This window comes from Acidovorax sp. HMWF029, from assembly GCF_003060895.1.
In the GTDB taxonomy this organism is placed as follows: Bacteria; Pseudomonadota; Gammaproteobacteria; order Burkholderiales; family Burkholderiaceae_C; genus Acidovorax.
On sequence record NZ_QAIH01000209.1, the window covers coordinates 17,259 to 30,494 of the forward strand.

The window sequence follows — 13,236 nt, forward strand, 5'->3', positions numbered from 1 at the left end:
GGTTCATGCCCAGGCGGGCAGCGATGCGCGCGCATTCCAGGCCAAAGCCCGAGCCTGCGCCGGTGAGGACAGCGGTTTTGCCAGCAAAGTTGTCGATCATTTTTCTGTCTCCTTGAAATCGTTGCCATTTACGGCGTTGGTCAAAACTGACGAGGCCCAGACCAGAGACGCCTGGCCTGGGCCGCCGAGCCGCGTATGCGGCGCCTCGCTTGCGTGCGAGGGCGTCGTCCCCCTTCCCGAATTGCCACTGCAATGCGAGAGAAGAGGGAAGCGGCGAGGCCGCTCAGGGGGTTGCTCTTAAAACGTAGCCGATGCGCGGGAAATGCACGTGGACCGTGCCCGCGCGCGGGTCGGTGCGGCGCAGCGTGTAGCGGGTGCGGGTGGCGGCAATCAGCTCACCTTCGGTGGGCTCGGTGCCAAAGCTCTCGGCGGAAATCGTCACCTGGCTGCCCAGCGCAATGCCGTGCTCGTCCTGGAACACATCGTCGGTCAGCGGCAGTGGCTCCATGCCAGCGGCCACGGTGATGGCGTCCTGAGCACTGAACTTTTCCATGCGGCCATGGCCCAGCGCTGCGATGCGGTCCATCCACTCCAGCACGGCGGGCGTGGCGGCAAAGATGTCGGCCATCACGGGCACACACTGGCGCGTGAACCACAGCGGGTGGTAGGCCGCAAAGTCGGCCAGGCAGGGCTCGGCACCGAACAGGAAGTCGTGCTCTTCGGCCATGTGCGCGATACGACGCAAGTACGAACGGTAGGCGGCTGTGGCGTCGGCCGGGCGCAGGCGCTGCATGCCCGCACTCATCTCCCGGCGGTCTTCGCCAAACACTTGCACAGCCGCAGGCGGCAGGTTGGCAAAAAGCGCGGCTGCGCCCTTGGGCTGCAGGTTGTAGGCCATGGCGGCCCAGAACAGCGTGGTGTCGGCCCACTGCGCAAACACGCGCGCGACGCCCTTGAGGTGCGGCGGGTACAACACGGGCTCGGGCTGTTCATGCTCCAGCACATCGCAGATCAGGGCCGAGTCGCAATAGATGTCGGCACCAATCTGCAAAAAAGGCGTCTTGCGATACCCACCCGTGAGTGCCACCACGTCGGGCTTGGGCATGACGCTGGGGATGATCACGGACTTCCAGGCCAGTTGCTTGAAGCCGAGCACCGCCCGAATCTTTTCAGAAAACGGTGACGTGGGGTAGTGATGCAGGATGAGGTGGGACATGGGTTCTCCGCAGAAAAAATGTGTCAAGCCGGCAAGGCGCGTGAAAGCAAGGTATCCAGATCGGCACCCGCACCCAGCGTGCCGAAGCTGTAGCCCCAGTCGCCGCCCAGGCGCGAATCGCAAAATGCGCCGAACACCGCGCTGGGTGCGCTGCGCACCAGCAGCGCGGCCTGCACGGCCAGGGCCACGTCCTGCGCCAGGCGGCGGGCCTCGGCTTCCGTCGTCATCGCATCGACGCGCAGGGGCAGTGCGCTGGCCATGCGGTCCAGTGCCGGGTGGGCGCCGCGTGCGGGGGCCAGCTCGTCGGCCAGGGCGGCGGCGGTGTCGGCGCGGCGCACGGCGCGCAGCAGGTCCAGCGCCATGATGTTGCCCGCGCCTTCCCAGATCGAGTTGAGCGGCATCTCGCGGTAGATGCGGGCCATCACGCCTTCACCGCCCTCTTCCACGTAGCCGTTGCCGCCCAGGCATTCCATGGCCTCCTGCGCAAACACGCTGCCGCGTTTGCACACCCAGAACTTGGCTACGGGCGTGAGCAGGCGGGCCATGACGGCCTCGTGCTCGCTCTTGTCCTTGTGGTCAAAAGCGCTCGCAAGCCTGATCGACAGCGCCGTGGCAGCTTCACTTTCAAGCGCAAGGTCTGCCAGCACATTGCGCATCAGTGGCTGTTCGATGAGCTTCTTGCCAAAAGCCGACCGCTGGCGCGTGTGGTGCAGCGCAATGCTGAGCGCCTGCCGCATGAGGCCGCTGGTGCCCAGGGCGCAATCGAGCCGCGTCATGGTGCCCATCTCCAGGATCTGCGCCACGCCCCGGCCCTCCTCGCCCACGCGCCATGCCAGAGCGTTGATAAATTCAACCTCTGAGCTGGCGTTGGCGTGGTTGCCCAGCTTGTCCTTGAGGCGCTGGATGCGGATCGTGTTGACGGCACCGTCATTTCCGTCCGGCAGCACGCGCGGCAGGAAGAAGCAGGTGAGCCCACCGGGCGCCTGCGCCAGGATCAGGAACGCATCGCACATGGGGGCGGAGAAGAACCACTTGTGCCCCGTGATGCGATAGCGCGCGCCCCAGGCATCGTCGCCATCGGGCACGGCCTGCGTGGTGTTGGCGCGCACGTCCGATCCGCCCTGCTTCTCGGTCATGCCCATGCCCATGGTAAGCGCGGATTTTTGCGAGAACAGCGCCAGACGCGGGTCGTATTGGGTGCTGGCCAGGCCCGCACTCCAGTCGGCCCACACGGCAGCATTGCCCCGCAGTGCCGGGGTGACGGCGTAACTCATCGACACGGGGCACAACACTGATGGCTCGGCCTCGGTGAACAGCATGAAGCCTGCAGCCCGCTCGATGTGCGCATGGCCTATGCCTTGACGCGACCAGGGCGTGGCATGCAGGCCGTGGCGCAGCGCGGCGCCCATCAGTGCGTGGTAGCTGGGGTGGAACTCCACCACATCGGTGCGGTGGCCGAAGCGGTCGTGGGTGCGCAGCTGGGGCTTGTAGGTGTTGGCAAGGCGCGCGTGCATCGCCATCTCTGCCGAGCCCATCTCTGCGCCCAGGGCCGTCAGGCGCGCCAGCGGCAGATCGGGGGCATGCAGGCGCAGCGCGTCCTGCAGGGGCTGGTTGGTGGTGTAGAGGTTGGCATCGGCCCACGGCGTGCTCTGGTTGAACACTTCATGGGTGGCGGCAAGACTGGCAACGGTCATGGCGGCTCCTCAGGTGGCGGGGCTGTCACCCCGCCTCAGCATTTCGATGTGGGGGATATCGTCTTCCAGGTATTCGTCGGACACGGCCTCAAAGCCCAGGCTGCCATAGAAGCCCTGCAGATGGGCCTGCGCACTGATGCGGATGCCCCGCCCCGGCCAAGCCTGGCTGCTGCGGGCAATGCCCTCGGCCATCAGCGCTCGGCCCGTGCCGTTACCGCGCGCCTCCTTGGCGGTGACCACGCGGCCAATGGAGGGCTCGGGGTAGTTAACGCCCGGGTCCACCACGCGCAGGCAGGCTTGCAAAACGCCAGCCTCGTCGTAGCCCAGCAGGTGGTAGGACTTTTTGTCGGCAGCGTCCGGGTCTTGGTAGGGCCCCTGCTCCAGGATGAACACCTTGCAGCGCAGGGCCAGGGCGTCATGCAGCGCATGCACGCCCAGGTCGTCGAAGCGGGCCCAAACCCAACGGAGTGTCATCAGATCAACTTGACGAGTTGCTTGCCAACGTTCTTGCCCTTGAGCAGGCCCAGGAAGGCCTCGGGCGCTGCGGCAATGCCTTGGGCAATGGTTTCGCGCGGGCGCAGCTTGCCGGTGCCCACCAGCGTGCCCAGTTCCTTGAGGGCCTCGGGCCAGACTTCCATGTGCTCGCTCACGATGAAGCCTTCGACCTTCATGCGGTTGATGAGCATGAGCGCGGGGTTGGCCATGGGCAGCGGCGCGCCGTCGTAGCCCGCGATCATGCCGCACAGGGCGATGCGACTGAAGGCGTTCATGCGCAGCATGACGGCATCCATGATCCATCCGCCCACGTTCTCGAAATAGCCGTCGATGCCGTTGGGGCAGGCTTCCTTGAGGGCCTTGGACATGGCGCGCGCGTCGCCGTGCTCCTTGTAGTCGATGCAGGCGTCAAAGCCCAGTTCTTCCACCGCGTACTTGCACTTGTCGGCACCGCCCGCAATGCCCACCGCGCGGCAGCCACGGGCCTTGGCCAGTGCGGCAAAGGCGCTGCCCACGGCACCGGTGGCAGCGCTCACCACCACCGTGTCGCCCGCCTTGGGCGCAATGATCTTGACCAGGCCGTACCAGGCCGTCACGCCCGGCATGCCCACGGCGCCCAGGTAATGCGACAGGGGCACGTGGGTCGTGTCGACCTTGCGCAGCGCGCCGGGCTGTTCGGCATTGACCACGCTGTACTCCTGCCAGCCGCCCATGCCCACCACCTTGTCTCCCACGGCGTACTTGGGGTGCTTGCTTTCGGCCACTTCGCCCACGGTGCCGCCGATCATGACCTCGCCCAGCGCTTGCGACGCCGCGTAGCTCTTGCTCTCGTTCATGCGGCCACGCATGTACGGGTCCAGGCTCAGGAAATGGTGGCGCACCAGCACTTCGCCATCCTTGAGTGCGGGGGTGTCCACCGCCACCAGCTTGAAGTTGCTGGCCACGGCTTCGCCCTGGGGGCGGTTGTCGAGAACGATTTGTTGGTTGCGTGGCATGAGAGGCTCCTTCAAAGTGAAATCACTATCAATTTAATAGCTATAAGCGCTTATCCATTGCGCGGAAACGGCCATTTTTATTCAGAGAAACGGGCTCAATCGGTGGAAATCACCTTGAGCCCGTTGGTACTGCGGTTGTCCACCGGCAAGCGCCGCACGTACTTGAACGTGCCCGTGGCATGGCTGCAGATGCGGCCCTGCGCGTCATACACCGTACCCTCGGTAAACGCCATGGTGGCCGTGCGGTGGATGAGCCGCCCCTTGGCCACCAGCGGCCCGCGTGCGGGTTGCATGAAGCTGGTTTTCATCTCGATGGTGACCACGCCCATGTCCGGCGTCTCGCTGCGCGCGGCCGTGGCCATGGTCACATCCAGCAGCGTCATCGACGCGCCGCCGTGGGTCACATCAAACGAGTTCAGGTGCTCGGGCTTGGCTTCGTAGCGCAGCTCGGACTCGCCGCCCTCCATGCGGTGCAGCGTGAAGCCCAGGTGGCTGACAAAGGGGATTTCGACACCGAAACTTTTCAAGGCTTATCCTCAATACGCGAACTTAAAAACTGGCGCTGCCCAAACTGGGGCAGCCAAGCAAGGGCCGCCCCGCAGCGAGGGCTGCGTCCCCCTTCCCGAATCGCGCCAGCGATTCGAGAGAAGGGGGAAGCGGCGCAGCCGCTGAGGGGGATGCTCACCCTCCAGTGACGATGCTCACGCCGCCATCGACGGCCAGCCATTGGCCAGTGATGTGTTTGCCCGCATCCGACGCGTACAGCGCGCACAGGCCTTTCAAGTCTTCATCATCGCCCAGGCGACCCAGCGGGGCATGTGCGGCCAGCGCCTCTTCGCCCATGGCCTTGAGGGTGCCCACCGTCATTTTGCTCGGGAAGAAACCCGGGCAGATCGCATTGACGCGGATGTTGTACGCGCCCCATTCGGCGGCCAGCGCGCGTGTGAAGTTGATCACCGCACCCTTGGAGGTGTTGTAGGCAATGGTGTTCATGCCCTTGGGGTTGCCGCCCAGACCGGCGATGGACGCCACGTTGATGATGCTGCCGCTGCGCCGGCCGATCATGCTGTGCTTGGCGATGTGCTGGGAGAGGATGAAATAGCCGCGCACGTTCAGGTTCATCACTTTGTCCCAGGCTTCCACCGGATGGTCCTCGGCGGGCGCGCCCCAGGCGGCCCCCGCGTTGTTCACCAGGATGTCCACAGGGCCCAGGCTCAGCGTCTCGTCGGCCAGGCGGCGGATGTCTTCTTCCTTGGCGCAATCGGCTGCGATCCAGCGTGCGTCAATGCCTGCCGCCTTCAGGTCCGCTGCGGCCTCCTCCAGGTCAGAGGCCTTGCGCGAGCTCAGCACGATTTTTGCGCCAGCCTCACCCAGCGCATGCGCAAGCTGAAGGCCCAGGCCGCGCGATCCGCCCGTCACGAGGGCGGTCTTGCCGGTCAGATCAAACAATTGTTGAATGGTGCGTGTCATGGTGTCTCCTTGGGGTTATCGGAACATTCTCGGGGCCGACCTGCGACCGGGCCGGACCGTGGGTTTGCAGCAGCAATTGTGCGGTGCAACGCGGGGGCATTGTGTCGCCCCTGCGTCGGCCGCGTGGTCAATCTGTTTTCAGGCGCGCCCGCACCAGGATGAGCACCACGCCCACTGCAGCCAGTACTCCGCCACCCACGATGAGGGTCCAGCCCAGGGCATCGTCAGTGCGGGCGGTGGCGATGCCCAGGACCAGCGCGAGCAGGCCGCCGTAAATCAGCACCCAGATGAGCTTGTGCATGCGCTGCAGCGTGAGCGGTGCGGCCATCAGAACGCCTCTTCTGGAAAGCTCGCGCAGGTCGCATCGCGGGTGCTCACCACCTGCAGCCAGGCGCCGATTTTGGGCAGCTCGTAATGGAAGAAAAAGCGCATCGCCCCCATGCGGCCCACGCTGGCGGGCTCCGCCAGCGCGGCATCGGCCGCCAAGGTGACCAGCGCCACATCCAGCCACACCCAGGCCAGCACCGTATGGCCAAAGGCTTGCATGTAGGGCACGGCGTTGGCCAGCGCATCGGCGGGCTGCCCCGTGGCCCAGGCAGCCTTGGTGGTGGCGCCCACGTCCTGCAAGGCCTTGCCAAGCGCGTTGGCATGTGCAGCGAGTGCGGGCACCTGGATGGCGCGCTCGATGGTGGCGTTGATGCGCCCGGCCAGCAGTTGCAGGCCGCGTCCGCCTTCCATCAGCACCTTGCGGCCCAGCAGGTCCATGGCCTGGATGCCGTGCGTGCCCTCGTGGATCATGTTCAGGCGGTTGTCGCGCCAGTACTGCTCGACCGGGAAGTCGCGCGTGTAGCCATAGCCACCGTGAATCTGGATGGCCAGGCTGTTGGCCTCCAGGCACCATTCGCTGGGCCAGCTCTTGGCGATGGGGGTGAGCACCTCCAGCAGCAGGCGGGCCTCATCGGCAGCTGCCGCATCACCCGTGTGCTGCTCATCCACCAGTCGCGCACAGAACAGGTTGAGCGCCAGGGCGCCTTCGCCATACGACTTTTGCGCCAGCAGCATGCGCTTGACGTCGGCGTGTTCAATGATGCGCACCTGCGGCTGGGCGGCATCCTTGACCACGGCTGCAGCGCCATCCTTGGGGCCCTGCACCGGGCGGCCTTGGGGGCGGTTCTTTGCGTAGTCCAGGCTGGCGTAGTAACCCGCCAGGCCCAGCATGGTGGCGGCCATGCCGATGCCGATACGCGCCTCGTTCATCATGTGGAACATGCAGTGCAGGCCCTTGCCGGGCTGGCCGACCAGGTAGCCCACGGCGCCGCTACCGGCGCCGTCCAATCCTGCTCCAGTTTCGCCGCCCACCGGGTATTTGCCCTCACCAAAGTTCAGCAGCGTGTTGGTGGTGCCGCGCCAGCCCAGCTTGTGGTTCAGGCCTGCCAGCGCCACGTCGTTGCGCACGCCGGTGAGCTGGCCGTTGGTGTCCACCAGCTTCTTGGGCACGATGAACAGCGAGATGCCCTTGGTGCCGGGCACCAGCTTGCCATCCGGCCCCGGGATCTTGGCCAGCACAAGGTGCACGATGTTTTCGGTCAACTCATGGTCGCCCGAGCTGATCCACATCTTGTTGCCCTTGAGGCGGTAGCGCGGGCCCAGCGGGTCGCTCTCAAAGCCATCACCGTCCGGCACGGCGCGCGTGGCCACGTCCGACAGCGAAGAGCCCGCCTGCGGCTCCGACAGGCACATGGTGCCCGACCAGCGGCCGTTGAATTCGTTGAGCGCAAACACCTGCTTTTGCAGGTCGGTGCCATGCACCATGAGCAGATTCGCATTGCCCGAGGTCAGCAGGTTGGAGCCGATGCTGATCGACGCGGCCGCAAAGAAGCTGTTGGCCGCTGCCTCCACGGTGTAAGGCAGTTGCATGCCGCCAATGTCGTAGTCCTGCGCTGCACTCAGCAGGCCCGACTCGGCATACGCCCGGCGCGCCTCGTAGGTGGCCTGCGGCAGTACCACGCGCAGCGTGCCATCGGGCTCGGTTTCGGTGCGTGGCTCCTCCAGATCGACCAACCGGTTGAACGGCGCGTACTTCTCGCGAGCGATGCGTTCAGACGTGTCCAGTACGGCATCGAAGGTTTCACGGGAATGGTCCGCAAAACGCTCGCGCGTTTGCAGCTTCTCGGCATCGAGCCATTGGTACAACAGAAAGTCAACGGTGGGGCGCAGGCTCATGGCATTTTCATTCAAAATGGCCTCTAGCGCTTATTCATAAAGCGCTAGCAGCTATAAAAAGAGGAGCTTTAAGGTCCATAAAAAAACCCCGGTACAGCATCACTCAACACAGTGGCACTGCACGCGGGGTTGTCCCGGTCGCGAAACCGCTGCGGGGTTAGAACACTTCAAAGATACCCGCTGCGCCCATGCCACCGCCAATGCACATGGTGACGCAGACACGCTTGGCGCCACGGCGCTTGCCTTCGATGAGGGCGTGGCCCGTGAGGCGCTGGCCCGACACACCATAGGGGTGGCCCAGGGCGATGGCGCCGCCGTTCACGTTCAGGCGGTCCGCCGGGATACCCAGCTTGTCGCGGCAATACAGCACCTGCACGGCGAAGGCTTCGTTCAGCTCCCAGAGGTCGATGTCTTCCACCTTCAGGCCCAGCTTCTTGAGCACCTTGGGCACGGCAAACACGGGGCCAATGCCCATTTCATCGGGCTCGCAACCCGCCACCGCAAAGCCGAGGAAACGGCCCAGGGGCTTGAGGCCCTTCTTGCTGGCGTAGTCTTCGCTGGTCAGCACGCAGGCACCGGCACCGTCAGAGAACTGGCTCGCGTTGCCGGCCGAGATCAGCCCCCCAGGAAGTGCAGAGCGCAGCCCTTGAATAGCCTCCACCGTGGTGCCTTCGCGCGTGCCCTCGTCCTTGCTCACCGTGACTTGCTTGGTGATCAGGCCCAGCGTCTTGTCGGCCACACCGGCTGTGACGGTAATGGGAGCGATTTCAGCGTCGAACAAGCCTGCTGCTTGCGCTGCGCAAGCCTTTTGCTGGCTGCCTGCGCCGTACTCGTCCATGGCTTCGCGGCCGATGTTGTAGCGCTTGGCCACTTGCTCGGCGGTCTGCAGCATGCTCCAGTAGATCTCGGGCTTTTGCTTGGCCAAGGCCAGGTCCTGGATCATGTGCAGGTTCATCTCTTGCTGCACGCAGGAGATGCTTTCGACGCCACCCGCCACGAACACATCGGCCTCGCCCGCGATGATGCGCTGGGCGGCCATGGCAATGGTCTGCAGGCCCGACGAGCAGAAACGGTTGACGGTAACACCGGAGGCGGTGATGGGCAGGCCCGCCTTCAGGGCGATCTGGCGCGCGATATTGCTGCCAGTGGCGCCTTCGGGCGTGGCGCAACCCATGATGACGTCGTCCACGTCAGCGCCGTCGATGCCAGCGCGCTGCACGGCGTGCTGCACGGCATGGCCGCCCAGGGTGGCGCCGTGTGTCATGTTGAACGAACCCTTCCAGCTCTTGGCGAGTGGCGTGCGGGCGGTGGAAACAATCACTGCGGAGGTCATGTGAATTCCTTTGATTCGGTATCTGTGGATGCGGCTTACTGGAAGGCCTTGCCTTCAGCGGCCAGCTTGGCCAGCAGCGGAGCGGGCTTCCAGAACGCTGCGTCATCCAGCGGGTTCTTGGCAAAACGGTCCATGGCCTGAACCACGTTGAACAGACCCACTTCGCTGGCGTAGTGCATGGGGCCGCCACGGTGGATGGGGAAACCGTAGCCGGTCAGGTACACCATGTCGATGTCGCCGGACTTGCTGGCGATGCCGTCCTCCAGGATGTGCGCGCCTTCATTGACCAGTGCGAACACGAGGCGCTGAACGATTTCTTCGTCCGAAATCTTGCGCGGCGTAATGCCCAGCTCCTTGCGGTGGTCTTCGATCATCTTGTTGACCAGGTCGCTCGGAATCGCATCGCGCTTGCCGGCCTGGTAGTCGTACCAGCCTGCGCCGGTCTTCTGGCCAAAGCGCCCCAGCTCACACAACTTGTCAGCCGTGCGGCTGTACTTCATGTCTGCGCGCTCGACGGAGCGGCGCTTGCGGATGGCCCAGCCGATGTCGTTGCCCGCAAGGTCACCCATACGGAACGGGCCCATGGCAAAGCCGAACTTCTCGACGGCCTTGTCCACCTGCTGGGGTGTGCAACCCTCGTCCAGCAAAAAGCCTGCCTGGCGGCTGTACTGCTCGATCATGCGGTTGCCGATGAAGCCGTCGCACACGCCCGAGACCACCGAGGTCTTCTTGATCTTCTTGCCAATGGCCATCACAGTGGCCAGCACATCCTTGGCGGTTTCCTTGCCGCGCACCACTTCGAGCAGCTTCATCACGTTGGCGGGACTGAAGAAGTGCATGCCCACAACATCTTGCGGGCGCTGGGTGAAGGCGGCGATCTTGTCCACGTCCAGCGTGGAAGTGTTGGAAGCAAGGATGGCGCCAGGCTTGGCCACAGCGTCGAGTTGCTTGAACACAGCCTCCTTCACGCCCATCTCTTCGAACACGGCTTCGATGATGAGGTCGCAGTCCTTGAGGTCGTCGTAGCTCAGCGTGGTGCTGAGCAGGGCCATGCGTTGCTCGTACTTGTCCTGTTTGAGCTTGCCCTTCTTGACCTGGGCTTCGTAGTTCTTCTTGATCGTGGCCACGCCACGGTCCAGGGCTTCCTGCTTCATTTCCAGAATCTTGACGGGGATACCCGCGTTCAGGAAGTTCATGGAAATACCGCCGCCCATGGTGCCCGCGCCAATCACGCCAACCAGCTTGATGTCGCGCTTGGGGGTGTCGGATGCGACATCAGGGATTTTGCTCGCTGCACGCTCGGCCATGAACAGGTGGCGCAGTGCGCGCGACTCGGGCGTCCACATCAGGTTGATGAAGATTTCGCGCTCGACCAGCATGCCCTCGGCAAACTTCTTCTTGGTGGCAGCTTCGACCGCGTCCACGCACTTGGCGGGCGCGGGGAAGTTCTTGGCCATGCCCTTGACCATGTTGCGCGCGAACTGGAAGTAAGCGTCGCCTTCGGGGTGCTTGCAGGGGAAGTTGCGCACCAGGGGCAGCGGACGGACATCGGCCACGCTTTGCGCAAACGCCAGAGCTTCTGCCGCCAGCGATTCGGCGGACGAGGCCATCTTGTCAAACAGCTTCTGGCCGGGCACGGCACCGATCATTTCGCTCTTGACGGGCTCGCCGCTCACGATGAGGTTGAGTGCTGCTTCAACGCCAATCACGCGCGGCAGGCGCTGCGTGCCACCTGCGCCGGGGATCAGGCCCAGCTTGACTTCAGGCAACGCAATCGAGCAGCCAGGTGCCGCAATGCGGTAGTGGCAACCCAGGGCCAGCTCCAGCCCGCCACCCATGGCAACGGTGTGCACAGCAGCGACCACCGGCTTGGCCGAGTTTTCGATGGCGGAAATCACCGACAGCAGATTGGGTTCTTGCAGCGACTTGTCGGTGCCGAACTCCTTGATGTCGGCGCCGCCAGAGAACGCACCACCGGCACCGGTGATCACGATGGACGTGACCGCTGCATCGGCATTGGCACGGCCCAGGCCGTCCACGATGCCCTGGCGGGTCGCCAAACCGAGTCCGTTGACGGGAGGGTTGGCCATGGTGATCACGGCAACGGAGCCGTGGACTTTGTATTCAGCGGTCATGGTGCTGTTGTTCCTTGGAAAGTGAAAAAGAACGATCGTGCGTTTTTATTGTAGAGACTTCAAACCCATTTGGCGTGTCAATTTGTCCCGGGCGGGACAAGGGGGCTTGCAGTGCAACATTTGGTAAAGCAAAAAAAGAGGCGCCTTCAGCTATCGGGCGCCTCTTTTAGCCATGGTTCTTCAGAAATCGTCAGACTTCAAGCCATTCCTTGCGGATGTAGTTGTCGGCCCGCAGGCTGTCCGGCGTGCCCTGGAACACGATGGAGCCATGCCCCATCACCAGTGCGCGGTCCGAAATCTTCATCGCAATGGTCAGCTTCTGCTCGATCAGCAGCACCGAAATGCCGCGCGCCTTGATGGTCTGCAGGTACTGCCCCACCAGCTCGACGATCTTGGGCGCCAAGCCCTCGGTGGGCTCATCGATGATGATGAGGTCCGGGTCGCCCATGAGCGTGCGGCACAGGGTCAGCATCTGCTGCTCACCGCCCGACATCACGCCCGCCTCGGTGTGCTGGCGCTCCTTGAGGCGCGGGAACATCTCATACATATCATCAAACGACCAGCGACTGTTCTTGCCACTGCCCTTCTGGCCCAGCATCAGGTTCTGGTGCACGGTGAGGTTGGGGAACACGTCGCGGCTTTCCGGCACGTAGCCCACACCCAGGTGGGCGATCTCATAGGCCTTCTTGCCATTGAGGTCCTGCCCTTTCCAGTTCAGTGTGCCCTCCCAGTCCACCAGGCCCATGATGGCCTTGGCGGTGGTGGAGCGGCCCGACCCGTTGCGCCCCAGCAGGGCCACGATTTCACCGGGTTGCACGTCGAAGGTCACGCCATGCAGCACATGGCTTTTGCCGTAATAGGCGTGGAGATTTTCGATTTTCAGCATGTCAGTGTCCCGCCCCTTGCTCGTCGGCAACGACAGAGCCCAGATAGGCTTCTTGCACGCGCTGGTTGGCGCGCACCTTGTCGGGCGTGTCAAAGGCAATCACCTCGCCATACACCACCACGGCGATCTTGTCGGCCAAGCCGAAGACCACGCCCATGTCGTGCTCCACCGTCAGCAGCGTACGGCCTTCGGTCACCTCCTTGATGAGGTGGATGAAGCGCGAGGTCTCCGTCTTGCTCATGCCGGCCGTGGGCTCGTCCAGCAGGATCACGTTGGCGCCGCCCGCGATGGTGATGCCGATCTCCAGCGCACGTTGCTCGGCATAGGTGAGGTTCATGGCCAGCGTGTCGCGCTTCTTGTCGAGCTTGATCATCTCCATGAGCTGCTTGGCGCGCTCATTGGCGTCGTGCAGGTTCGACAGGAATCGCAGGAACGTGTACTTGTAGCCCATGCTCCACAGCACGCCGCAGCGCAGGTTCTCGAACACACTCAGCTTGGGAAAGATGTTCGTGATCTGGAAGCTGCGCGAAAGCCCTTTTCGGTTGATCTCGTACGGCGCCAGCCCGTTGATACGCTGGCCGTTCAGGATCACGTCGCCGCTGGTGGGCGCAAAGCGCCCGCTGATCAGATTGAACAGCGTGGACTTGCCCGCACCGTTGGGGCCGATGATGGCCACCCGCTCGCCAGGAGCGACCGCGAGGTTGGCACCGCGGATGATTTCCGTCTTGCCGAAACTCTTGCGCAGGTCGCGCAACTCGAGCGCGTAGGTTGCATTGTCAGCCGCCATGG

12 protein-coding genes are annotated in these 13,236 nt (G+C 63.9%); all 12 read right to left on the reverse strand.

Features of this window, described 5'->3' with window-relative positions; genetic code table 11:
• Positions 1-283 precede the first annotated feature (283 nt).
• Positions 284-1,216 carry a glutathione S-transferase family protein gene (locus tag DBR12_RS14590; protein WP_108617924.1) on the reverse strand — a complete coding sequence of 311 codons (933 nt, stop codon included), beginning with the start codon at positions 1,214-1,216 and terminating at the stop codon, positions 284-286.
• A 23-nt stretch (positions 1,217-1,239) separates the two neighbouring features.
• Positions 1,240-2,910, reverse strand: coding sequence for an isovaleryl-CoA dehydrogenase (locus tag DBR12_RS14595; protein ID WP_108617925.1), 1,671 nt, complete (start codon positions 2,908-2,910; stop codon positions 1,240-1,242).
• A gap of 9 nt (positions 2,911-2,919) precedes the next feature.
• A complete protein-coding gene (locus DBR12_RS14600) occupies positions 2,920-3,384 on the reverse strand; it encodes a GNAT family N-acetyltransferase (RefSeq protein WP_108617926.1) in 465 nt (154 codons plus the stop codon).
• Positions 3,384-4,400, reverse strand: a complete 1,017-nt coding sequence (locus DBR12_RS14605; RefSeq protein ID WP_108617927.1) for an NADP-dependent oxidoreductase — start codon at positions 4,398-4,400, stop codon at positions 3,384-3,386. Before DBR12_RS14605 ends, DBR12_RS14600 begins: the two co-directional genes overlap by 1 nt.
• A gap of 95 nt (positions 4,401-4,495) precedes the next feature.
• Positions 4,496-4,927 carry a PaaI family thioesterase gene (locus DBR12_RS14610; RefSeq protein ID WP_108617928.1) on the reverse strand — a complete coding sequence of 144 codons (432 nt, stop codon included), beginning with the start codon at positions 4,925-4,927 and terminating at the stop codon, positions 4,496-4,498.
• A gap of 154 nt (positions 4,928-5,081) precedes the next feature.
• Positions 5,082-5,870, reverse strand: coding sequence for an SDR family oxidoreductase (locus DBR12_RS14615; protein ID WP_108617929.1), 789 nt, complete (start codon positions 5,868-5,870; stop codon positions 5,082-5,084).
• A gap of 127 nt (positions 5,871-5,997) precedes the next feature.
• Positions 5,998-6,198, reverse strand: a complete 201-nt coding sequence (locus DBR12_RS14620; RefSeq protein ID WP_108617930.1) for a hypothetical protein — start codon at positions 6,196-6,198, stop codon at positions 5,998-6,000.
• Positions 6,198-8,093 carry an acyl-CoA dehydrogenase gene (locus DBR12_RS14625; RefSeq protein WP_108617952.1) on the reverse strand — a complete coding sequence of 632 codons (1,896 nt, stop codon included), beginning with the start codon at positions 8,091-8,093 and terminating at the stop codon, positions 6,198-6,200. The genes DBR12_RS14620 and DBR12_RS14625 overlap by 1 nt, the downstream gene beginning before the upstream one ends.
• 157 nt (positions 8,094-8,250) lie before the next feature.
• On the reverse strand, positions 8,251-9,426 hold the full coding sequence (locus tag DBR12_RS14630) for an acetyl-CoA C-acyltransferase (protein ID WP_108617931.1): 1,176 nt from the start codon (positions 9,424-9,426) through the stop codon (positions 8,251-8,253).
• A 35-nt stretch (positions 9,427-9,461) separates the two neighbouring features.
• Complete coding sequence (locus tag DBR12_RS14635) at positions 9,462-11,561, reverse strand: 3-hydroxyacyl-CoA dehydrogenase NAD-binding domain-containing protein (RefSeq protein WP_108617932.1); 2,100 nt, start codon at positions 11,559-11,561, stop codon at positions 9,462-9,464.
• 190 nt (positions 11,562-11,751) lie between these two features.
• Complete coding sequence (locus tag DBR12_RS14640; protein WP_108617933.1) at positions 11,752-12,447, reverse strand: ABC transporter ATP-binding protein; 696 nt, start codon at positions 12,445-12,447, stop codon at positions 11,752-11,754.
• Between the two features lies 1 nt (position 12,448).
• Complete coding sequence (locus tag DBR12_RS14645; RefSeq protein WP_108617934.1) at positions 12,449-13,234, reverse strand: ABC transporter ATP-binding protein; 786 nt, start codon at positions 13,232-13,234, stop codon at positions 12,449-12,451.
• Between the last annotated feature and the right edge of the window lie 2 nt (positions 13,235-13,236).